This window comes from Micrococcales bacterium (assembly GCA_016703125.1).
GTDB lineage: Bacteria > Actinomycetota > Actinomycetes > S36-B12 > UBA10799 > JADKAV01.
Map to the genome: position 1 here is coordinate 190,397 of JADJCR010000008.1, position 21,189 is coordinate 211,585.

Here is a 21,189-nt window from a genome sequence, read left to right on the forward strand (position 1 = left end):
GGAGGCCAGTGGGTTACGGGCAGTTGCCGCGCGCATCACCGCAGGCGGGTGGGGCCGGCCGCGGGACTATCCTCGAAGGGTGACCGAGAACCTGGATCTGGCGTCGGATTACAGCCCCACCCGCGAGCAGTGGCTCGCCGCAGTCGACAAGGTGCTCAAGGGCAAGGACTTCGACCTTGTCCTGGTGAGTACGACCCTGGACGACGTGCGGATCGAACCGCTCTACACCGCCGACGACGTGGCGACCACGCACGACGAGTCCGGCTTCCCCGGCTCCGACCCGCTGACCCGCGGTGCCCAACCAGCACCCCGCACCGACGGCCAATGGGACATCCGCTCCCGCGTGACCCACCCGGACCCGGCCGTGGCCAACGCGCAGATCCTCGAGGACCTGGCCAACGGTGCGACCAGCGTGGACCTGCAACTGGACCTCGGAGGCGGCTCCGGGATCAGCATCCGCTCGCCGCAGGACCTGGCGCGGGTGCTCGACGGGGTGGTGCTGGACGCGGCGCCCGTGAGCCTGCGGGCCGGTGCCCACGCCGCGGTCGTCGCGGGTTGGTACCGGGAGTTGCTGGCTGAGCGAGGGGTGCACGGCGCCGAACCTTCCGGGTGCCTGGGCATCGATCCGGTCGGCACCCTGGTGACCGACGGCGAGGTGGCGATGGACGCGCTCATGGCCGCCGGCCTGGACGTTGCGAACACGCCACGGCTGCGCACGTTCCGGGCCTCCGGCGCACCGGCCTCCGATGCCGGCGCCAGCGAGGCGCAGGAGATCGGCTACATGCTGTCGGTCGCGCTGCTGTACCTGCGTGCGCTCATCGATGCCGGGGTGGACAACCCCGCTTCGCGCATCACCCTGGAGGTCACCGCCGACGTCGACGTGTTCGCCACAGTGGCCAAACTGCGTGCGCTGCGGCACTGCTGGGCCACTGTCCTGGAGCACATGGGCCAGCCGCTGGACAACACTGGCATCGAGGCCGTGTCCGCCGACCGCTGGCTGACCGAGGTCGATCCGTGGGTCAACATCCTGCGCGGGACCGCTGCCACGCTGGGCGCGGTGGTGGGCGGCGCGGAATCGGTGACCATCGCCCCGTTCGACTCCGCATCGGGGCTGCCCGGCGGCCTCGGCCGGCGATTGGCCCGCAACACGCAGCTGCTGCTGCAGGACGAGTCCGGCATCGGGCGCGTGCTCGACCCGGCGGGCGGCAGTTCTTACATCGAATCCTTCACCGACGACCTCGCCGCAGCCGCCTGGAAGTTCTTCCAGCGGATCGAGGCCGCCGACGGCCCTGGACGCCGCCGACGAGATCGGCACCGACATCGCGGTGGTGGCTGCGCGCCGCGACAAGGACATCGCCACTCGCAAGCGACCAATCACCGGAGTAAGCGAGTTCCCGCAACTCGGCGAGCAACGACCGGAACCGATGCCGGCGCCGGCCCCGGACGCTCGCCCCGCGGTGCCGGTACCCGGCCACGTGCACCAGGCCACGCCGTGGCAGCGCCGCCGCCTCGCCCAGCCCTACGAGGACCTGCGGGCCAACGCCGGGGACGCCACGGTGTTCCTGGCCAACCTCGGCCCGATCGCCGTGCACACCGCCCGGGCCACGTTCGCCGCGAACCTCTTCGCCGCTGGGGGCATCACGGCGGTCTCCGACGACGGGCACGGCGACGCGCAGTCGGTCGCTGAGGCTTTCCGGGGGTCGGGCGCGGACATCGCGTGCATCTGCTCCTCCGACGAGGTCTACGCCGACCTTGCTGAGGCCGCTGCGTCGGCGCTGAAGCAGGCAGGCGCGAAACGTGTGTATCTGGCAGGCAAGGGCGACTACGCGGGGGTTGATGAGTACATCCACCTCGGCGTCGACGCTCTCGACATCCTCACCCGGGCGGAGGCCGCACGATGACCGACTTCACGCAGATCCCACTCCCGCCCCGCACGCCCCACCCGGACCGGCAGGCCTGGGAGCAGGCCGTTGCGCAGGCCACCGGTTCGCAGCCGGACAAGTTGGTGTGGCAGACACCCGAGGGCATCGACGTCGCGCCGTTGTACAGCGCGGAGGACCTCGTGGGCCTCGACCACCTGCACACCTACCCGGGCCTGCCGCCGTACCTGCGCGGGCCCTACTCGACGATGTACGTCAACCAGCCGTGGACGATCCGGCAGTACGCCGGGTTCTCCACCGCGGAGGACTCCAACGCGTTCTACCGGCGCAACCTCGCGCAGGGCCAGAAGGGCCTGAGCATCGCGTTCGATCTCGCCACCCACCGCGGCTACGACTCCGACCACCCGCGGGTGCAGGGCGACGTCGGGATGGCCGGTGTCGCGATCGATTCGATCCTCGACATGCGGGTGCTGTTCGACGGCATCCCGCTGGACAAGATGAGCGTCTCGATGACGATGAACGGTGCCGTGCTGCCGGTCATGGCGCTGTACATCGTGGCCGCCGAGGAACAGGGCGTGCCGGCGGAGAAACTCACTGGGACGATCCAGAACGACATCCTCAAGGAGTTCATGGTCCGCAACACCTACATCTACCCGCCGGGGCCGTCGATGCGGATCATCTCGGACATCTTCGCGTACGCCTCGCAGAACATGCCGCGGTTCAACTCCATCTCGATCTCCGGCTACCACATGCAGGAGGCCGGGGCGACGGCCGATCTGGAGCTGGCCTACACCCTGGCTGACGGAGTCGAGTACATCCGTGCGGGCATGGCGGCGGGGCTGGACGTCGACGCCTTCGCCCCGCGGCTGTCGTTCTTCTGGGCGATCGGGATGAACTTCTACATGGAGATCGCGAAGCTGCGCGCGGCCCGGCTGCTCTGGAGCAAACTGGTAAAGCAGTTCGACCCGCAGAACGCCAAGTCGCAATCGCTGCGCACCCACTCGCAGACCTCCGGCTGGAGCCTCACCGCGCAGGACGTGTTCAACAACGTCGTGCGGACCTGCATCGAGGCGATGGCCGCCACGCAGGGGCACACGCAGAGCCTGCACACCAACGCCCTGGACGAGGCGCTCGCGCTGCCCACCGACTTCTCCGCGCGGATCGCCCGCAACACGCAGTTGTTCCTGCAGCAGGAGTCCGGCACGACGAGGGTCATCGACCCCTGGGGCGGCTCGTACTTCATCGAGCGACTCACTCGGCAACTTGCCGAGAGGGCGTGGGCGCACATCACAGAGGTCGAGGAGCTCGGGGGCATGGCTAAGGCCATCGAAGCCGGGATCCCGAAGCTGCGCATCGAGGAGGCCGCAGCCCGCACGCAGGCGCGCATCGACTCCGGCAGGCAGGCGGTCATCGGCGTCAACAAGTTCCGGCCCCAGGCGCCGGAGGACATCGACGTGCTGAAGGTCGACAACGCCGCGGTGCGCGCGGGTCAGTTGGCAAAACTCGCCAAGCTCAAGGCCGAGCGCGACACCGGTGCCGTCGAGCACGCGCTGGCCGCGCTGGAGGAGGCCGCCCGCGAGGGCACGGGCAACCTGCTCGACCTGTCGGTCAAGGCAGCGCGGGTGCACGCCACCGTCGGGGAGATCTCGCTGGCGCTGGAGAATGTGTACGGTCGGCACAAAGCCGACATCCGATCGATCTCCGGGGTGTACCGACAGGAAATGGGTGACCACAACGCGCAGGTCGACACCGTCGCGCACAGCATCGCCGCGTTCGAGCCGCGGGAGGGCAGGCGCCCGCGCATCCTCATCGCGAAGATGGGTCAGGACGGCCACGACCGCGGCCAGAAGGTGATCGCCTCGTCGTTCGCCGACCTCGGGTTCGTCGTCGACATCGGCCCGCTGTTCCAGACCCCCGAGGAGGTCGCGCGGCAGGCCGTCGAGAACGACGTGGACATCGTGGGCGCCTCATCACTGGCTGCCGGCCACCTCACGCTGGTGCCGCAGTTGAAGCAGTCACTCGCCGAGCTCGGCCGCCCGGACATCCTCGTGGTGGTCGGCGGGGTCATCCCTCCGCAGGACTTCGACGCGCTGCGCGACGCCGGTGCCGCGGCGATCTTCCCGCCCGGCACCGTCATCGCCGAGGCTGCGGAAGGGTTGCTGGAGCAGCTGAATTCATGAAGCAGCCGCTGCCGGCGACGGCCGAGCTTGCGGATCTCGTGCGCGGCGGCGACACGATGTGGCTGGCGCGGGCCATCACGCTGGTCGAGAGCCGCAAGCCCGCACACCGGGAGGCGGCCTCAGAACTGCTGACCACGCTCATGCCGGACACCGGCGCCGCCGACCGGGTGGGTTTGACCGGTGTGCCGGGGGTCGGCAAGTCAACGTTCATCGACCAGTTCGGCACCAACCTGACGGCTGCGGGTCACCGCGTCGCGGTGCTCGCCGTGGACCCCAGCAGCTCGCGCACCGGCGGTGCGATCCTCGGCGACAAGACCCGCATGGAGCGGCTGTCCACCGACCCGAACGCGTTCATCCGGCCCTCCCCTGCCAGCGGTTCGCTGGGCGGGGTGGCCCGTGCCACCCGCGAGTCGATCCTGTTGTGCGAGGCGGCCGGTTTCGACGTGGTACTCGTCGAGACCGTCGGGGTGGGGCAGAGCGAGACCACGGTCTCGGAGATGGTCGACATCTTCGTCGTGCTCATGCTGGCAGGGGCTGGTGACGAACTGCAGGGCATCAAGCGCGGCGTGCTGGAACTCGCCGACCTGATCGCGGTGAACAAGGCCGACGGGGACAACGTGAAGCGTGCGCGGATGGCGGCACTGGACTACCGACGGGCCGTCCACCTCATGACCCCGGCGTCGCCGAACTGGACGCCACCGGTGCTCACGTGTTCGGCGCTGACCAACGACGGGCTGCCCGAGATCTGGGCCCAGATCGAGGCGCACCGGGAGCGACTCGCGTCGACGGGCGAGCGGGATGCCCGCCGCCAGCGCCAGCAGATCGGGTGGATGTGGTCGCTGATCGGCGACCGGTTGCTCGACCAGTTCCGCGATTCGCCCAAAGTCGCCGCGCGGCTGGCGCAGGTGGAGGCTTCGGTGCTCGCCGGCGAGCTGCCACCGGCGGTGGCCGCCGATCAGCTGCTGGCCACGTTCCTCGGGTAGGCGTCGCACGGTCGCGGATGGACGTTGGGCCCGCGTACCCTCGAGGCGTGCGTCGCTGGCTGATGGTGGTCGGGCTGGTCGCTGCGGTGACTCTGCCGGCGGCGCCGGCCACCGCCTACCAGGCGCCCGGTCCCCGCTGGCCCGGGAACACCATCCGCTACCACGACACCCTGCCGAAATCCTGGAACTGGAGCATCCGCAAAGCCGTCCGCACGTGGAACACCTCCGGTGCGCGGATCCGCTTCCGGAAGGTCGAGCGGGCGCGGGCCCAGGTGATCATCGGCTACGGCGGTCTGGGCAATGCTGCGGGCCTGGCCACGATCGGGCAGCGGCCCGGGGCGTTCGTGAAGGTCAACCGGCTGATGTTCAAACCCCTGCGGCCGGGCCTGCGGGTCTTCGCAGCGCAGGTGCTGGCACACGAATTCGGTCACGTCCTGGGCCTGGGTCATGTGCAGTCCGACAACTGCCGGTTGATGTCCACCCCCCTGCTCACGTTCTGCCCCAAGCCACCGGAGTCGTGGCTGTACGACTGCGCCTGGCTGGCCACGGACGACCGCCGCGGCGCGGTCCACCTGTACGGCGGCTCGCCGCGGCAACCACGGCGCCAGTACTGCCTGCGAGAGCCGAAGCCACCGCAAATGCTCGACGTGAGGTTCCGCTCCGGCGATCCGGTGCGCATCACGTGGCGGGTTCCGGCAGGGCTGCGACCGGGCACTTACGTGACCGTCGGGGTCTACGAGCAGAGCCGGTGCGAGGGCGACGTCGCGGCGCCGTTGCTGAGCTCGGCGCGGGTCCGTGCGGCGCGTGGGTGGTGGAAGGGGAGTCACCCCGGGCTGGTCCCGCACTGCTATCAGGTGCAGGTGCACAACCGGTACGGCCTCGGTGCCGATCCGGTCCTGGGGCTGGCGACGGGGCCGGGCCGGGCTGACCCAGCCTCCGTAGGCTTGACCCATGCCCCGCCTCGCCACGCCCGACGACGCGGAGGCCATCGCCCGGCTGGCTGCGCGGACCTTCCCGCTGGCCTGCCCGCCGACGACCACGCAGGAGAACATCGAGGCGCACATCCGCGGTGAACTCAACGTGGAGCGCTTCCGCGAGCAGATGGCCACCGCCGCCTTCCTGGTCGTCGACGCCGGGGACGGCGAGGTGTGCGGCTACGCGATGATCGCCACCGAGCCGCCGCCCATCGACCACGACTGGCGCAACCCCGCTGAGTTACGGCGGATCTACGTGGACGCCGACCAGCACGGGCAGGGTGTGGCCGCCAGCCTCATGCGCATGAGCCTCGAGCTCGCCGCGCAGGCCGGCCACGACTGGCTGTGGCTGGGCACGAACATGGACAACGCCCGTGCGTTGCGGTTCTACGAGAAGTCCGGGTTCAGAATCGTCGGGGAGCGCACGTTCCGCGTCGGACCGTCGGTCGAGTCCGATTACGTGTTGGCCCGCCCCGTACCGTAGGGCCATGCGCGACTACGACCTCGTTGTGTACGGCGCCACCGGTTTCACCGGCCGGCTCGTGGCCGAGTACCTCGCCAGCCGGGATGGCCCGGAGCGGATCGCCCTGGCCGGGCGTTCGCAGTGGAAGCTGGAATCGGTGCGCGACGAGATCGGCGTCGACTGGCCCCTTCTCGTCGCCGATGCCGCGGACCCCAAGGCCCTGCAGAAGGTGGCCGATTCCACCACCGCGATCGTCACCACCGTCGGGCCCTACTGGCGGTACGGCCTGCCGCTGGTGGAAGCCTGCGCGAAGGCCGGCACCCACTACGCCGACCTGGCCGGCGAGGTGTTGTTCATGCGGGAGAGCATCGACCGGTACGACGCTGTGGCCAAGAAGTCCGGTGCCCGCATCGTGCATGCCAGCGGGTTCGACTCGATCCCCTCCGACCTCGGCGTGTACCTGCTACAGGAGGCGGTGGGCGGTCCCTTGGGGGAGACGGTCATGGCGGTGCGGTGGGCCAGTGGCGGCTTCAGCGGGGGCACCATCGCCAGCGGGATCGGGCAGATGGAGGCGGCCAAGGCGGACCCGTCGCTGCGGCGGGTGATGGAGGACCCGTACGCACTGACCCCGGGTGAGAGCGGCCCCGACGCCGGGGATCAGATCTGGGTGCGCTACGAGCCCGTGCTCGACTCGTGGACCGGTCCGTTCGTGATGGCGGCGATCAACACCCGCGTGGTGCGCCGGTCCAACCTGCTGCTCGGTCATCGGTACGGCCGCGACTTCACGTACAAGGAGGTCGTCGCGACCGGGCCGGGGCTCGGGGGGCGCGCGCGGGCGACCGCGCTGGCGGCGGCGTCGACCGGTGGCATGGCCGCGCTGTCCATCGGCCCTGCCCGTGCGGTGATCTCCCGATTCCTCCCCGACCCCGGTGAGGGACCGGGTCCGGAAGCCCGGGAGAAGGGCGGGTTCCGCGTCGAGTTCCGCAGCACCCCCGGCGACGGTGAGGTGTACGCCGCCGAGGTGATCGGCAAGGGCGATCCCGGGTACGCGGCCACTTCGCGCATGCTGTCCGAGGCGGGCCTGTGCCTTGCGACCACCGAAGGACCGGCTGGGGTGCTGACGCCGGCGAGCGCGATGGGCGATGCGCTCGTGGAGCGGCTGCGCGACGCCGGCATGACCTTGCGTGCTTGGCGAGTGCGCTAGTCATCACCGGCGGCACCGGACTAGCCTCGGCGTATGAGTAGCGACGAGGAGCTGCGCAGGGCCGCGGTCAAGCGCATCAAGGACAAGCGCAACGCGATCAGCACGGTCGGGATCTTCGCGATCGTGTCGATCCTGCTCACTGCGATCTGGGCGTTGTCCGGCGGCGGGTACTTCTGGCCGGCGTGGGCGATGTTCGGGATGGGCGTGGCGGCGCTGTTCATCCTGTGGGGCACGTTCGGCCCGCAGAGCCGCCACCCGTCGGAGCAGGAGATCGCCAACGAGATGCGACGGATGCGCGGTCAGTAGTCGGCGGGCTGCAATTCGCGTCGCGCGAGCCACCACCCGGCGGCGATGCCCACCACGTCCGCGGCGAGGTCCAGGACGTCCCCGCCGCGCTGGGACAGCCAGAGTTGTTGCACCGTCTCGCTGAGCACCGCCTGCGCCAGCATGAGTCCGACCGTCCAGCGGGAGCTGACTCCGGCCCGCATCGCGAGCCAGGTGACCACGGCGAAGAGTGCGAAGTGCGCGACTTTGTCCAGCGGCAGACCGGTGTCGACCGATGGCGGGCGCGGCACGTACAGGGCCCAGAACTGAACGAGCAGGGCGGCGGCGAACCCGACCTGCCATCCCCGCCGAGTGCCCACGCGATCAGCGTAGGTTAGGGCCATGAAGACGACGGCGAACCAGGGTGACCCCGAGGCCTTCCTCGCCGACGTGCCGGACCCGAGGCGCCGCGAGGACGCCGGCGCACTCGCGCGGATCATGTCCGAGGTGACGGGCGCGCCGCCGGTCATGTGGGGTGGCTCGATCCTGGGATTCGGCAACAGCGAGTACACCAACACCACTGGAACGCACCCCTGGTTCACCGTCGGGTTCTCCCCGCGCAAGGCGGCGCTGGCCCTGTACGTGCCGGGCGCGGTGGACTCGGATCTGCTGGAGCGCCTTGGGCCGCACAGCACGGGGAAGGGTTGTCTGTACATCAAGGACCTGCGGGCCGTCGACGTGGCGGTCCTGCGCCAGATCATCGAAAGAGGAGCACAGGCATGAAGGTGGAGGTGGAGCGGCGCGGGCACGTGCTGCTCATCGGGATCAACCGCCAGGAGAAACGCAACGCGTTCGACCTGGAGCTCATCGAGCAGTTCGCGGCCGCCTACGAGCAGTTGGGCGACGACCCTGCGCTGCGGGTCGGGGTGGTGCACGCGTTCGGCGAGCACTTCAGCGCCGGGCTGGACCTCGCCGAGGTGGGCCCCAAGGTCGCTGAGAAGGGTCCGGCGGCCCTGGCGGGCAGTTACCGGTACGACCCGTTCGGGATGTGGGCCCCGCCGGTGCCGAAGCCGGTCGTGGTGGCCATGCAGGGCATCGCCTACACCTTGAGCATCGAGTTGGCGCTGGCCAGCGACATCGTGATCGCCGCGGACGACGTGCGCTTCCGGCAGTTGGAGATCGGGCGCGGGATCATCCCGTTCGGTGGGGCGACGCTGCGCGCGACCGCCCAGCTCGGGTGGGGCAACGCGATGCGGTTCCTGCTGACCGCCGACGAGTTCGGCGCCGACGAGGCCTACCGGATCGGCCTCGTGCAGGCGGTGGTCGCGCCGGGTGAGCAGTTCGACCGGGCCCTGGCCATCGCCGAGACCATCGCCAAGCAGGCGCCGCTGGGGGTGCAGGAGACGCTGGCCAACGCCCGCGTCGCCCGCGACCTGGGCGAGGACGCGGCGCGCGAGCACCTTCAGCAGGTGCTGCCGCGGATCCTGACATCGAAGGACGCGATGGAGGGTGTGCAGAGTTTCCTGGAGCGCCGGGAGGCCCGGTTCACGGGGGAGTAGCGCCCGGGCTCGACCCCCCGATTCCCGACCCCCGGTTGTGACGAAGGTGCGGGGGCTGCGGGCTGGTTTGTGGTGATGGTGCTGGGTGCGGGGCTGTGGAGCGCGCACCTTCGTCGCATTGCGACGGTGGTGCTCGGCACCTTCGTCGCAAAGGCGCGGCCGGCACCCGGGGGGGGGGGGGGGGGGGGGGGGGGGGAGCGCGGGGCTGCGCGGGGGGCCGGCCGCGCGGGGGGGGGGTTGTGACGATGGTGCGGGGGCTGCGGGCTGGTTTGTGGTGATGGTGCTGGGTGCGGGGCTGTGGAGCGCGCACCTTCGTCGCATTGCGACGGTGGTGCCCGGCACCTTCGTCGCAAAGGCGCGGCCGCGGCGCGGGGAGATCAGCGCAACCGCCGCCGGCCCCACCGGTCCGCGGCATAACTGAGGGCCTCGTCGACGCCGAGTTGCCGGGTGGAGTTGCCCACCCGCACCCACATCTGTACGGCCTGCCCCTTGCCCGGGCTCAGGTACACCGGCCGGGTGGCGCCCAGCACGCGCACATGACAGATGGTCGTGGCGTCCAGCCGTGGGAAGTCCACCTCGACGTTCGCAGTGGCCGTGGCGCCGAGGGTCTTGCTCAGGTGGTCGCGCAGCCACAACTCGTAGCGGTCCACGTCCGGGTTCTTCATGAACTTGAAGTCGTCGGCCAGGCCGAGGGCGCGCCCTCGTCGTCCACCCCGATGAGCAGGTCGCCGCCGCCGGAGTTCGCGAGTGCGGCCACGGTCTTGGCGATCACCATCTCGATCTTGTCGTCGCGTGCCCCGGTGTGCAGGTTGCACCGGGCGGTCGACTTGAACTCCACCCGCGCGGTCTCGCCGCCGGCGACGAGTTCGGCGGCGGTCAGCCGCGGCTGGCGGGTGAAGTATCCGACGATGAGCATGACCACCACGGTGCTGACCGCCGAAGCCACGATCATGCCGAGCCAGTGCTCGCGGTAGTAACCGCCGCGCAGCAGTGACATCACCAGGGCACCGAAGGCCGCCCCGAGGATCCCCGACAGCACTGCCTCCGCCCAGCCCAGTCGCACGCGGGAGCCCATGAGCCGGCGCATGACCAGCCCCAGGCCGGCGCCGAACGCAACAGCGGTGAGGAAGGCGAGACTGAGGTTCATGGCTGCACCAAAGTATCGTGCAGCCATGGTCACCTCGCGCCGCATCACCCTCGCCTCCCGCCCGCAGAGCCAGGTGGAGGTCTCCGATTTCGGCACTGATGAGCTGGAACTGCCGCCCCTGGCCGACGGGCAGATCCTGGTCAACGTCGAGTACCTGTCCATCGACCCGACGATCCGGGGCTGGCTGTCCTACGACACCTACCTGCCGAAGATCGGCATCGGCGAGGTCATCCGCAGCGCCGGCGCCGGCGAGGTGATCGAGTCGCGCAATGAGCGGTTCCCGGTGGGTACGCGGGTGTTCGGGATGCCGGGCTGGCAGACCCACGCCGTGCTCGACGGCGGGGGTGGTGATTCCCGAGGGTGTCACTTACGAGCAGGCTCTGAGCGTGTTCGGGGTGACCGGCCTCACCGCCTACGTCGGGCTGGAGGACATCGGCAAGCCGCAGCCGGGGAGACCGTGGTGGTGTCCGGCGCGGCCGGTGGTGTGGGCTCGATCGCCGGGCAGATCGCGAAGATCATGGGTGCGCGGGTGGTGGGCCTGGCCGGCTCGCCGGAGAAGTGTCGCTGGGTGGTCGACGAACTCGGCTTCGACGAGTGCATCGACTACCGCGCCGAGGACATCGGGGCGGGCCTTCGGCGCACCTGCCCGGGCGGCATCGACGTGTACTTCGACAACGTCGGCGGCGAGACGCTCAATCAGGTGCTCGCCCGGATCAACGACCACGCGCGGATCATCCTGTGCGGGGCGATCTCGCAGTACAACACCGACCGTCCGGCGCCGGGCCCGGCCAACCTCATCAACGCCATCTCGCGCCGCGCCCTGCTCAAAGGGTTCATCATCCTCGATCACATGGACCGGGCCGGCGAGGCGACCAAGGTCATGGGCGGCTGGCTGCAGGAGGGTCGGCTGGTCTCGAAGACGTACGTGCGGGACGGGCTGGAGTCGGCACCGGCCGCGCTGCAGGACCTGTTCTCCGGCGCCAACGTCGGCAAGACGCTGGTCCGCGTGTAGCCCTAGGCTCGAACCATGGCAGCACCCCCAGACGAGCGCAGCGCCCGCGCCACCATCGACATCGAGGCCCCGCCGGAGAAGGTGTACGCACTGGTGGCTGACGTCAGCCGGGTCGGGGAGTGGTCGCCGGAGGCGACCGGGGCGCGCCGCGCGTCGCACACTCCGAATGCCGGCGACACGTTCTGGGGCTTCAACCGCAAGGGCATCTGGCGCTGGTTCACGTACTGCACCGTACGCGAGGCCGAACCAGGCCGGCGTTTCGTGTTCGACGTCGACTTCCCGCCGATGCCCATCTCGCGGTGGACCTACGACCTCGAGCCGACGCCGACCGGCTGCCGGGTCACCGAGACGTGGGTGGACCGGCGGGAGGGTCCGCTGGCCAAGCCGATCACGTGGATCGGTGGGGTGTTCATCCCCGGTCCGCGCGCGCCGCACAACCAGCGCAACATCGAGACGACGCTGCAGCAACTCAAGGCCGTGGCCGAAGGGTAGGAGCACCCCATGCCGATGGACAAGAAAACGCTCGACCAGCTCAAGATCGAGCCGGGCGAGAGGTTCCGCATCAAGGACCACAACGCGGACTGGCTGCCGGAGGCTGTCCGGGACCTCGACAAGGGCGAACGCAAGAAGCGTGCAGAGGCGATGCTCGAGGAGAACCGCCGGGAGCTCGCCGAGGCGCAGGAACTGCTCTACGCCGACGGCAGCCACAGCGTCCTGATCGTGTTCCAGGCCATGGACGCCGCCGGCAAGGACGGCACGATCCGGCACGTCATGTCCGGGGTCAACCCGCAGGGGTGCGCGGTGTCCTCGTTCAAGGTGCCCAGCGCCACGGAGTTGTCGCACAACTACTTGTGGCGCTACTCCATGGCCCTGCCGGCGCGCGGGATGATCGGCATCTTCAACCGCTCCTACTACGAGGAAGTGCTCGTGGTGAAGGTGCACCCGGAAATCCTCGAGCGCGCCGACCTGCCGGCGGAGGACGTCGACAAGCACATCTGGAAGCACCGTTATGAGGACATCAACAACTTCGAGCAGCACCTCGCCCGCAACGGAACCACCATCCTGAAGTTCTTCCTCAACGTCTCCAAGGAGGAGCAGCGGGCACGGTTCCTGGAGCGCCTCGAGGAGCCCGACAAGAACTGGAAGTTCAGTTCCGGGGACATCGTGGAGCGCGGGTTCTGGGACGACTACATGAGGGCCTTCGAGGACGCCATCAACGCCACCAGCACTCCCTGGGCGCCCTGGTACGTGATCCCGGCGGACCGCAAGTGGGCGATGCGCGCGGCGGTGTCGGACATCATCACGACAACCATCAAGGACCTGCCGCTGGCCTACCCGACTGTGGCCGAGGAGGAGAAGGCGCGGCTGATCGAGGCCAAGGAGCAACTGCTGGCCGAGGGTGACTCCGGCTGACCCGGCATCAATCCGTCGCGTCGCGGTTGCACCCACCGCAGGCTCCGTCGTGGCGACTGGATGTGTGCGAGGTAGGTCGATGGCTCCCGGTCCCCACGTCGGCGGCGCCCCCCGCTCCTCGGGATGTACGAGGTCCGGCACCGGCACTCCGACCGCCTCATCCGGATCCCAGCCCAGCAGATCGACCACCGCAGGTGAGGCGAAGGTGATCCGCCCGTGCGCATCGGTGGTAAAGACCGTGTCCTGGATGTTCTGCAGCAGGGCGTGGTAGCGCTCCTCGGAGTACTGCTGGGACGAGGGCCTGAACACCCCTTGCGATCTTGGTTCGGACGATGGTGGGCTGTCAGAGTGGACCCCATGCACACGACCCGCGCGCTCAACGACGGGAACCTCCTGCCGGCCATAGGCTTCGGCACCTATCCGCTGAAGGAGAGCGAGGCGATCGAGGCGGTGGGCAGCGCACTGCAGGCGGGCTATCGACTCATCGACACTGCCGTGAACTACGGCAACGAGGCGGAGGTCGGGGAGGCGGTGCGTCGCTCGGGGATCCCGCGCGACGAGATCCAGATCACCAGCAAACTGCCCGGAAGGGACCACGCGTACGACGACGCCATCGCGTCGGTGAAGGGGTCCCTGATCCGGCTCGGACTCGACTACATCGACCTGCACCTCATCCATTGGCCCAATCCGAGTGTGGGCAAGTACGGGCAGGCGTGGCAGGCGCTGGTCGACCTGCGCGAGCAGGGGCTGGTGCGTTCGATCGGTGTCTCCAACTTCACCGAGGAGCACCTTCGGCAGGTCATCGACGCGACCGGGGTGACCCCGGCGGTCAACCAGATCGAGTTGCACCCGCGCTTCCCGCAGGCCCGCATGCGAGAGGTGCACGAGGAACTCGGCATTGTCACCGAGGCGTGGAGCCCGATGGGCAAGGCGCGGGCTCCGCTGGACGAGGCCGTGGTCACGGGCCCCGCGCGCCGGCTGGGGGTCACACCCGGCCAGGTCATCCTGCGCTGGCACGTGCAGATCGGCTCGTTGCCGATCCCGAAGTCGGCGGACCCGCAGCGGCAACGGGACAACCTCGACGTGTTCGGGTTCGAGCTCACCGACGAGGAGGTCGCGGCGATCTCCGGGCTGGCGGAGCCGGACGGGCGGCTGTTCGGCGGCGACCCAGCCACCCACGAGGAGATGTAGTCAGCAGCTGCTGCGCATCGCCTTGGTGCCCCGGGACGACCGCGATCATCGTGCGGTTCGTGCGTGCACGGGGGGGGGCACCTGGGCGCATCTGCGAGGGACATCGCATCCCAAGGCGCCCCGCCGTCGGCGTCGTTGTCGAGTATCGGCCTGGCGCAGTCCCGCGGGCAGAAGTCGCCGCGCCAATGCGGGTAGTTCCATCCAATCCGATGTGCGCCGCGGGCATGTTGTCCATCCTGCCGTGGCCACCCAGATTAGAGTAATTCCAAAGTATGAGGTAGTCTAAGGAACGTGAGGGACGTCGAGCGGGAACTGCGGGGACGGGGCCTGCGCGTGACCGCCCAGCGGGTGGCCGTGATCGAAGCCCTCGGACGGATGCGCCACATCTCGGCGGACACTGTCGCCCGCGCCGTCCGGGATCGGGCCGGCGCGGTATCGACCCAGGGCATCTACAACGTGGTCAACGATCTGGTCGACGCCGGTCTGGTGCAGCGCATCGATGTTGGCAGCGGACCGGCACTGTATGAGCTGGCCGACGACGGTCCGCACCATCACCTCATCTGCCGTGATTGCGGGCGGATCGTGGACCTGCAGTGCGACCACGGCGTCGACTCCTGCATCGTTCCGCCGAGCCCCCACGGTTTCGCGGACATCGAGGCGGAGATCGTCTTCTGGGGCACGTGCGAGCAGTGCGCTCGGACACACGCGCAGTAACACACAAGGGAAGGAAGAACGCATGACAACCGAAACAGGGACCGAGGCCACGGCACTGAGCATGCCGAGGATCGGCGACCCGGCGCCACAGTTCACCGCAGTGACGACGCAGGGGGACATCAACTTCCCGGCCGACTACGAGGGGCACTGGGTGATCCTGTTCAGCCACCCCGCGGACTTCACCCCGGTCTGCACGTCGGAGTTCATGACCTTCGCAACCATGGAGCAGGAGTTCGAGGAACTGAACACCAAGCTCGTCGGCCTGTCTGTCGACGGCCTCTACAGCCACATCGCCTGGCTGCGGACGATCAAGGAGAAGATCACCTTCCGCGACATGAAGGACGTCGAGGTGAACTTCCCGCTGATCGAGGACATCAGCATGACCGTGGCCCGCAAGTACGGGATGATCATGCCCGGCGAGGACAGCACGAAAGCAGTGCGCGCGGTGTTCGTCATCGACCCCAAGGGGATCATCCGGACGATCATCTACTACCCACTGAGCCTCGGGCGCAACTTCGACGAGCTCAAGCGCGTGATCGTCGCGCTGCAGGCCGCCGATGCGCTCTCGGTGGCGACGCCGGCTGACTGGCGCCCGGGCGAGCCGGTGATCGTTCCGCCCGCCGGTTCCTGCGGCACGGCCAAGGACCGCGTCGAGGGCAAGGAAGAGGGCGTGCACTGCGAGGACTGGTTCTTCTGCACGAAGGACTACACCGAGGAGCAGGTGTACGCCGCCATCGGTAAGTGATCACGAGCGAGGGAGGGTGTCCGCTGCGGGCACCCTCCTTTCGCGCGCCGGACGTTAAACTCGTGGCCGTGAGAATCGCGCTGGCCGTGGACCCTTCGGGAGCGGTGGGTGCCTCCTGGGGCAAGGCCCGGACGGTGGCTGTTGCCACTGTGCGTGACGGCAGCATCGTGGCGTGGGATGAGTACGACGTGGCGTGGGACGAGGCGCACGACCAGGGCACCCACGGGTCCCACCACGCGCGGGTCGTGACCTTCCTGCGGGAGCACGAGGTGGACACCGTGCTCGCGGCGCACGTCGGGGAACCCATGGTCCGCATGCTGAACACCATGGGTCTGCGGTTGGAGTTGGGAGTCACGGGTGATGCCCGGGCCGCGGTGGAGGCGCAAGCCGCGGAGCCCCCGCCTTTGTGACGATGGTGGCCGGGGTCGGGGCTGGTTTGTGACGGTGGCGCTGGTTGCCGTGCGGCTCAGCGCGCACCGTCGTCGCAAACGGGGTTGTGAGTGCCGCACCTTCGTCACAATCGCCCCCGGCCCTCCCGTTTGGCGCCGCACGCGGACAACCTGGCCAGCCACACGTGGGCATCGACCAACGCGGTGCGGGCGGGCTCGGCGGCCAGCCGGGCGGCGCTGGTGCGGGAGTCCGATGCGGATTCCGGGGACTCCGTTTGCACGTCGGCCCACTGCGCGGACTGGAATGATGCCCACGCGGTGAGCAGTGGGGCGAAGCCCATGAGCACCGCGGTCCAGGAGTCGAGCAGGCGTTCCCGGCGCTCCCACGGGTCGACCTCATCGGGTTCGGGAAGGTCCTGTCCCCGGGTGTGTCGGGGGCGTCGTCTGAGCGTTACAGCAGGACGTCGTCATCGCCGTGAGCGTCGGACATAGGGTCGGTTGTCACGAGTGTGGGCGGTTCGCGCCCCCGCAGCGGGCATGTGGGACGACAATGGCGCCCATGACCCGCTCCTCCTTCACCTCCGCGGCCGACGGTGCGACCATCGAGACGCACGCGTGGACCGACGTCGCCGACCCGATCGGTGCGGTCCAGATCGCCCACGGCCTGGCCGAGCACGCCGCCCGCTACCAGCGACTGGCCCTCGCGCTCAACGCCGCCGGGTACCGCGTCTACGCCATGGACCATCGGGGGCACGGCCACACGGGCCGGGCTGCCCTGGGCGACTTCGGGGCGGCGGGCTTCGACGGTCTCATCGCCGATGTCGCCCAGTACGCCGACGCGATCGGCGAGGAGAATCCCGAGCTGCCGGTCTTCCTGATCGCCCACTCCATGGGTTCTTTCGCGGCCCAGTCTGTGATCGTCGAACGCCCCGACCTCTACACCGGGGTGGTGCTCTCGGGGTCGACGGCCCTCGACGTCCTCGCCGCGAACCTCGCGCAGTCCGAAGGACCAGCGGGGCTGGAGGCCTTCAACGCCGGATTCGAGAACCGCACCGGCTACGAGTGGCTCAGCCGTGACGAGGCCGAGGTGGATAAGTACGTCGCCGACCCGTGGTGCGGATTCGACACCCCACCAGAGACCATCCCCATGCTCTTCGGCCAGGCCGCCCGGCTGGCCGAACCCGACGTCCTCTCGAGGGTGAGCAAGGACCTGCCCCTGCTCATCGCGTCGGGGAGCGACGATCCGCTGTCCGGCGGTGGCCAGTTGGTGGGGCTGCTCGCGCAGCGCTACCGCGATGCGGGCCTGACCGACGTCACGCTCACGGTGTACGAGGGTGCGCGGCACGAGATCTTCAACGAGACCAACCGCGACGAGGTGACCGCCGACGTCGTGAGCTGGCTGTTGGGGCACACGGCCGTAATCGGCGCCACGGGAGTCTGACCAGCGCACGGGAGCGCATCCCGGGCTCCACGGGTAGGGGTTCTGGATGTGCAACTGGGGTCGGTGTGTGGAACTCCGATTACAGACAGTGACATGGGATGGCGCAGTTCAAGTCATCCTCTCTTCAGTGTAGGCCGGATCCACCGAACGGACGATAGATGTGTGACGTTCTGTTATCAAACGCCGCCCAGAGGGGTGACGCTCGGCGCCTGTGCGTCAGAATGTCACGCAGCGTAATACCTGAATCGCCGACAGCGTGGCCATGCTCGGGTGGGTTCTTGATCTTGGTGTGGCAAAGGAGGTGGGAGGACAGGCACGATGTTCGGTGCTCCCTGCGCGGTCCAATCGGGATGCCCATGGGCCCGCCGCCCACCGGCGTTGGAGATCCTTCACTGCGGTGGAAGGACCGGCATTCAGCCGGCCGCCAGCCTGCTCAGGCAACCGGGTCGAACACCACGACAACGGTCGGCCGGGACCGGCGAGCAGCGAGTTGGTCGAGCCCGCGGTCGATCTCGCGCCAGCGATCCCACAGCCGTGTCCGCTCCTCGCCAGCGGCGGCACGGGCGACCATCCGATGTGGCCCGTCGCCGACGTCGACGACGCACTCGGGATGGGCCTGCAGGTTCAACCACCAGGCAGGATCCGGGTCCGCCCAGCCGTTCATCGCCATCGACACCAGCGCCGGACCGTCGCGGTAGTACCCGATGACGACTGTTCGCGCACGTCCGGAGCGGCGCCCGGTGGTCGTGACCCGCTTCGCTCCCCAGCCCTTCTGCTTGGGCCGCCAGAGGCCGAGTCGACCGCGACTGGCGCGCACCAGCGTGCGGTGGACGGCCCAGAAGGACCGGATGAACCACCGTGGCGGGAGGCGGGCCGGTTCGGGTTCGTGTGCTCACGCGGACCTCCTTGGTGCCTGAGGTGGGGCGCGTGCCCCGACCTTCGCATCTCGCAGCCTAGGGTCTTCCCATGACCGTGCGATCGTTCGAACGCGTTCCGCACGCGGCCGAGATCGCGATGGCGCTGGGCAATGGCTGACACGGTCTCGAGGAGCGAGGTCATCGCCTTCCGACTGCGCGCCCACAACCTGACGCAGCGGTTGGGTGGCGAGGATCTGCTCGATGCGGCCGCCCCCTGCGGGGTGCAGGACAGTCCGCCCGGGTCCGCGGTGCTCGCGCTACACGCCAGGGTGCGAGACGTGACTGCGCAGCAAGTGGGCGCAGCGCTCGATGACGACAGGAGCCTGTTGCGGACGTGGAGCATGCGCGGCGCGCCGTTCTGCTTCCCGACTGCGGACGCGCACGTGTTCACCACCGGCGTGCTGCCGCCGAACGAGAAGGCGATGCGCCACTTGATCGCCGGGGTGGCACCAGCGGTGGACAGCCTCGGAATGACAGTGGGGGCGGCCGTTGATCTGACAGCCGCCGAGATCGGTGAGGTGCTGTCCGGGCGGCGGCTCGCGATCGGCGACCTGGGTGCCGAACTCGCCGGGCGGATCGCCGGGACGTTGCCGCCGGGGCAGCGCGCCGCCTGGGAGCAGGAAGGCCCGTACGCCCCGGGCCAGCCTTTGGGTGAGGCCGTCGTGCACTTCTGCCTGCGCATCCTCACGTTGCGGGGGGTCATCTGTTTCGCGCCGCGGGAAGGGAACCAGGCGCCGTTCGTCCTCGTCGAGGAGTGGCTCGGCCACCCCATCCCTGACATCGATCCGGCCATCGTGCGCGCCGAACTGCTTCGCCGGTACCTCCGCTGCTACGGGCCGTCGAACCGCGGGGACTTCGCCTCGTGGCTGGGCATCCAGGCAGGTGACATCGACCCCTGGTGGCGTCGGCTCGAGGACGAACTGACGCCGGTCGAGTACCGGGGCATGTCCTGGATCCTCACCGAGGACCTCGACGCGCTGCGGTCGGCGTCGGTGCCGGACGTGGTGCGCCTGCTCCCGCCGCACGACCCGTACACCCAGATGCGCGACCGCGACACGATCGCCGACGTGCAGCACCACCGGGACGTGTGGAAGCCGGTCGGCGTCCCTGGTGCGGTCCTGGTGAACGGCAGGATCGCGGGCACATGGCGTGCGCGCAAGAGCGGGCGGCGGCTGACCATCACCATCAGGACCTTCGGCCCGCAGCCAGCGCACGTCGGCACCTCGCTCCTGGATGAGGCCGAGCAGATCGGGCGCTTGCGGGGGGCGTCGTCGGTGGCAACCGAGATCCGCACGTACTGACGCGGCACTCAGGAGCCGAGCCACTGCCCGAGACGCTGCAGGCCCTCGCCCAGGTCGGCGCGGGAAGCGGTGTAGGACAGCCGCACGTGGTTGTCGGCGGTGTGGGTGCCGAAGTCCTTCCCGGGGGTCAGCGCGACGTGCGCCTCGCTGAGAGCGCGCTCGCAGAACTCCCAGGAGTTCAGGCCCGTGCCCGAGACGTCGAAGTACACGTAGAACGCCCCGTCGGGGACCACTGGCACCGGCAGGCCGATGCTCCCGAGGCCCTCGAGGACGAGGGCCCGGCGAGCGGCGAGTTCGACACGGCGTTCCTCGCACACCACCAGCGACTCGGGGGTGAAGCAGGCGAGGGCGGCGTGCTGGGCCGGGGCCGAGGCGCAGAGGAAGTAGTTCATCGCCAGGCGTTCGATCGCCGCGACGAGCGGTTCCGGGACGACGGCCCAGCCCAGGCGCCACCCCGTCATGCCGAAGTACTTGGAGAAGCTGTTGATGACGATCGCATCCGGGTCGGTCGAGAGGACGCTCTGTGGCCGGGTGCCGTCAGCGGCCGGGTCGCTGAGGTTCAGGTAGATCTCATCGACGATGCGCCACGCGCCGCGGGAGCGGGCCAGATCACAGATTGCGGTCAGTTCGGCGAAGGGCACGCTGGTGCCGGTCGGGTTCGACGGGGTGGCGATCATGACTGCGCGGGTGTGCGGGTCCCACGCCTGCTCGACCGAGCTGGCATCGAGCTGGAAGCGCGTAGCCGCCGTAGTGGGTACCGTCACCACCTCCGCACCGAAGGTCTGCACCAGTTGCCGGTTGCAGGGGTAGGACGGGTCGGCCATGATCACCCGGTCTCCCGGGTCCATGGTCGCGGCGCAGGCCAGCAGCAGGGCCGCGGAGGCCCCGGAGGTCACGGCGATCCGCTGCGGGTCGACCTGCACGCCATGCTGGTTGCGGTAGAACCCGGCGATCGCCTCCCGCAGCGCCGGGGTGCCGAGCGCCGGGGTGTAGGGCAGGGGCCGGCCGTCCATGACCTCGCGCATCGCCTGCCGGACGGCGGGAGGCGCCCCGAAATCCGGCTCGCCGAGGCTGAGTTTGATGACCCGGTGACCGCGGGCCTCGAGCGCTGCGGCGCGCTGGCCGAACGCCATGGCGTGGAACGGTTCGGTCGCCCGGGCGCGGTGCGAGAGTCTCAACGGGGCCTCCTCGTGGCCGGATCGCTGCCCACCCTCAGAGGGTATGCCTCGTCCGAGTGTCCGATGCGCCGACGGCGACACGCGGGTATCGTTCCGGCCACCGGCTGAAAGGCAGCACCATGAAGCGGCCCTCCCCATCCCTGGTGATCTCGTTCCTCGCCCTGTTCATTGCGCTCAGCGGCACCAGTTACGCCGTAGCCAAGCTGCCCAAGAAGAGCGTGGGCACCGCGCAGT

General features: G+C 69.4%; 24 protein-coding genes and 1 pseudogene. 18 read left to right on the plus strand and 7 right to left on the minus strand.

Annotated elements, in window-relative coordinates:
- Positions 1 to 79: 79 nt before the first annotated feature.
- The 7 genes from IPG68_13435 (at position 80) to IPG68_13465 (ending at position 7,990) form a co-directional block, all read left to right on the plus strand.
- Complete coding sequence (locus IPG68_13435) at positions 80 to 1,687, plus strand: methylmalonyl-CoA mutase (protein MBK6764205.1); 1,608 nt, start codon at positions 80 to 82, stop codon at positions 1,685 to 1,687.
- Entirely contained in the window at positions 1,587 to 1,901 is a 315-nt protein-coding gene (locus tag IPG68_13440; GenBank protein MBK6764206.1) for a hypothetical protein, read from the plus strand. Before IPG68_13435 ends, IPG68_13440 begins: the two co-directional genes overlap by 101 nt.
- Entirely contained in the window at positions 1,898 to 4,060 is a 2,163-nt protein-coding gene (scpA, locus tag IPG68_13445; GenBank protein MBK6764207.1) for a methylmalonyl-CoA mutase, read from the plus strand. The genes IPG68_13440 and scpA overlap by 4 nt, the downstream gene beginning before the upstream one ends.
- Positions 4,057 to 5,043 carry a methylmalonyl Co-A mutase-associated GTPase MeaB gene (meaB, locus tag IPG68_13450; protein MBK6764208.1) on the plus strand — a complete coding sequence of 329 codons (987 nt, stop codon included), beginning with the start codon at positions 4,057 to 4,059 and terminating at the stop codon, positions 5,041 to 5,043. The genes scpA and meaB overlap by 4 nt, the downstream gene beginning before the upstream one ends.
- A gap of 951 nt (positions 5,044 to 5,994) precedes the next feature.
- Positions 5,995 to 6,501: a GNAT family N-acetyltransferase gene (locus IPG68_13455; protein MBK6764209.1), complete on the plus strand. Its 507-nt coding sequence runs from the start codon at positions 5,995 to 5,997 to the stop codon at positions 6,499 to 6,501.
- A 4-nt stretch (positions 6,502 to 6,505) separates the two neighbouring features.
- Positions 6,506 to 7,684, plus strand: coding sequence for a saccharopine dehydrogenase NADP-binding domain-containing protein (locus IPG68_13460; protein MBK6764210.1), 1,179 nt, complete (start codon positions 6,506 to 6,508; stop codon positions 7,682 to 7,684).
- 33 nt (positions 7,685 to 7,717) lie between these two features.
- Positions 7,718 to 7,990, plus strand: a complete 273-nt coding sequence (locus IPG68_13465) for a 2TM domain-containing protein (protein ID MBK6764211.1) — start codon at positions 7,718 to 7,720, stop codon at positions 7,988 to 7,990.
- Here IPG68_13465 and IPG68_13470 read toward each other — a convergent pair.
- Entirely contained in the window at positions 7,984 to 8,328 is a 345-nt protein-coding gene (locus tag IPG68_13470) for a VanZ family protein (GenBank protein ID MBK6764212.1), read from the minus strand. The genes IPG68_13465 and IPG68_13470 overlap by 7 nt on opposite strands.
- A 22-nt stretch (positions 8,329 to 8,350) precedes the next feature.
- Here IPG68_13470 and IPG68_13475 point away from each other — a divergent pair, with 22 nt between their 5' ends.
- Together IPG68_13475 and IPG68_13480 are read left to right on the plus strand one after the other, a co-directional pair.
- Positions 8,351 to 8,731 carry a DUF1801 domain-containing protein gene (locus IPG68_13475; GenBank protein ID MBK6764213.1) on the plus strand — a complete coding sequence of 127 codons (381 nt, stop codon included), beginning with the start codon at positions 8,351 to 8,353 and terminating at the stop codon, positions 8,729 to 8,731.
- A complete protein-coding gene (locus IPG68_13480; protein ID MBK6764214.1) occupies positions 8,728 to 9,507 on the plus strand; it encodes a crotonase/enoyl-CoA hydratase family protein in 780 nt (259 codons plus the stop codon). Before IPG68_13475 ends, IPG68_13480 begins: the two co-directional genes overlap by 4 nt.
- Before the next feature lie 377 nt (positions 9,508 to 9,884).
- On the opposite strand, the gene IPG68_13485 is transcribed toward IPG68_13480, so the two are convergent.
- On the minus strand, positions 9,885 to 10,172 hold the full coding sequence (locus tag IPG68_13485) for a hypothetical protein (protein MBK6764215.1): 288 nt from the start codon (positions 10,170 to 10,172) through the stop codon (positions 9,885 to 9,887).
- Positions 10,169 to 10,654 (minus strand): ATP-binding protein, encoded by a 486-nt coding sequence (locus IPG68_13490; protein ID MBK6764216.1) that lies wholly within the window; start codon positions 10,652 to 10,654, stop codon positions 10,169 to 10,171. The genes IPG68_13485 and IPG68_13490 overlap by 4 nt, the downstream gene beginning before the upstream one ends.
- A 25-nt stretch (positions 10,655 to 10,679) precedes the next feature.
- Between IPG68_13490 and IPG68_13495 the strand changes: the two genes are divergently transcribed.
- Genes IPG68_13495 through IPG68_13505 form a run of 3 tightly spaced genes read left to right on the plus strand, consistent with a single transcriptional unit; the run spans position 10,680 to position 13,079 of the window.
- The gene (locus IPG68_13495) at positions 10,680 to 11,666 is read left to right on the plus strand and encodes an NADP-dependent oxidoreductase (protein MBK6764217.1); all 987 of its coding nucleotides are present in this window, start codon (positions 10,680 to 10,682) and stop codon (positions 11,664 to 11,666) included.
- A gap of 15 nt (positions 11,667 to 11,681) precedes the next feature.
- A complete protein-coding gene (locus IPG68_13500; protein ID MBK6764218.1) occupies positions 11,682 to 12,158 on the plus strand; it encodes an SRPBCC family protein in 477 nt (158 codons plus the stop codon).
- 15 nt (positions 12,159 to 12,173) lie between these two features.
- Positions 12,174 to 13,079 (plus strand): polyphosphate kinase 2 family protein, encoded by a 906-nt coding sequence (locus IPG68_13505; protein ID MBK6764219.1) that lies wholly within the window; start codon positions 12,174 to 12,176, stop codon positions 13,077 to 13,079.
- A 111-nt stretch (positions 13,080 to 13,190) separates the two neighbouring features.
- Here IPG68_13505 and IPG68_13510 read toward each other — a convergent pair.
- Positions 13,191 to 13,556: pseudogene (locus IPG68_13510) on the minus strand (PAS domain S-box protein).
- On the opposite strand from IPG68_13510, the gene IPG68_13515 reads away from it, so the two are divergent.
- The 4 genes from IPG68_13515 (at position 13,437) to IPG68_13530 (ending at position 16,139) form a co-directional block, all read left to right on the plus strand.
- Entirely contained in the window at positions 13,437 to 14,270 is an 834-nt protein-coding gene (locus IPG68_13515) for an aldo/keto reductase (GenBank protein ID MBK6764220.1), read from the plus strand. The pseudogene IPG68_13510 and the gene IPG68_13515 sit on opposite strands and share 120 nt — an antisense overlap.
- Positions 14,271 to 14,561: 291 nt before the next feature.
- A complete protein-coding gene (locus tag IPG68_13520; protein MBK6764221.1) occupies positions 14,562 to 14,984 on the plus strand; it encodes a transcriptional repressor in 423 nt (140 codons plus the stop codon).
- Positions 14,985 to 15,045: 61 nt separating this feature from the next.
- Positions 15,046 to 15,729 carry a peroxiredoxin gene (locus tag IPG68_13525; protein ID MBK6764222.1) on the plus strand — a complete coding sequence of 228 codons (684 nt, stop codon included), beginning with the start codon at positions 15,046 to 15,048 and terminating at the stop codon, positions 15,727 to 15,729.
- 68 nt (positions 15,730 to 15,797) lie between these two features.
- Positions 15,798 to 16,139, plus strand: a complete 342-nt coding sequence (locus IPG68_13530) for a dinitrogenase iron-molybdenum cofactor (GenBank protein MBK6764223.1) — start codon at positions 15,798 to 15,800, stop codon at positions 16,137 to 16,139.
- A 104-nt stretch (positions 16,140 to 16,243) separates the two neighbouring features.
- Here the strand turns inward: IPG68_13530 and IPG68_13535 are convergent, their stop codons facing one another.
- Complete coding sequence (locus IPG68_13535) at positions 16,244 to 16,459, minus strand: hypothetical protein (GenBank protein ID MBK6764224.1); 216 nt, start codon at positions 16,457 to 16,459, stop codon at positions 16,244 to 16,246.
- Between the two features lie 209 nt (positions 16,460 to 16,668).
- Here IPG68_13535 and IPG68_13540 point away from each other — a divergent pair, with 209 nt between their 5' ends.
- Entirely contained in the window at positions 16,669 to 17,559 is an 891-nt protein-coding gene (locus IPG68_13540) for an alpha/beta hydrolase (protein MBK6764225.1), read from the plus strand.
- Positions 17,560 to 17,992: 433 nt separating this feature from the next.
- Here the strand turns inward: IPG68_13540 and IPG68_13545 are convergent, their stop codons facing one another.
- The gene (locus IPG68_13545; GenBank protein MBK6764226.1) at positions 17,993 to 18,409 is read right to left on the minus strand and encodes a nitroreductase family deazaflavin-dependent oxidoreductase; all 417 of its coding nucleotides are present in this window, start codon (positions 18,407 to 18,409) and stop codon (positions 17,993 to 17,995) included.
- A 177-nt stretch (positions 18,410 to 18,586) separates the two neighbouring features.
- Between IPG68_13545 and IPG68_13550 the strand changes: the two genes are divergently transcribed.
- On the plus strand, positions 18,587 to 19,777 hold the full coding sequence (locus IPG68_13550) for an AlkZ family DNA glycosylase (GenBank protein ID MBK6764227.1): 1,191 nt from the start codon (positions 18,587 to 18,589) through the stop codon (positions 19,775 to 19,777).
- An 8-nt stretch (positions 19,778 to 19,785) separates the two neighbouring features.
- On the opposite strand, the gene IPG68_13555 is transcribed toward IPG68_13550, so the two are convergent.
- Entirely contained in the window at positions 19,786 to 20,955 is a 1,170-nt protein-coding gene (locus IPG68_13555) for an aminotransferase class I/II-fold pyridoxal phosphate-dependent enzyme (protein ID MBK6764228.1), read from the minus strand.
- Positions 20,956 to 21,189 lie beyond the last annotated feature (234 nt).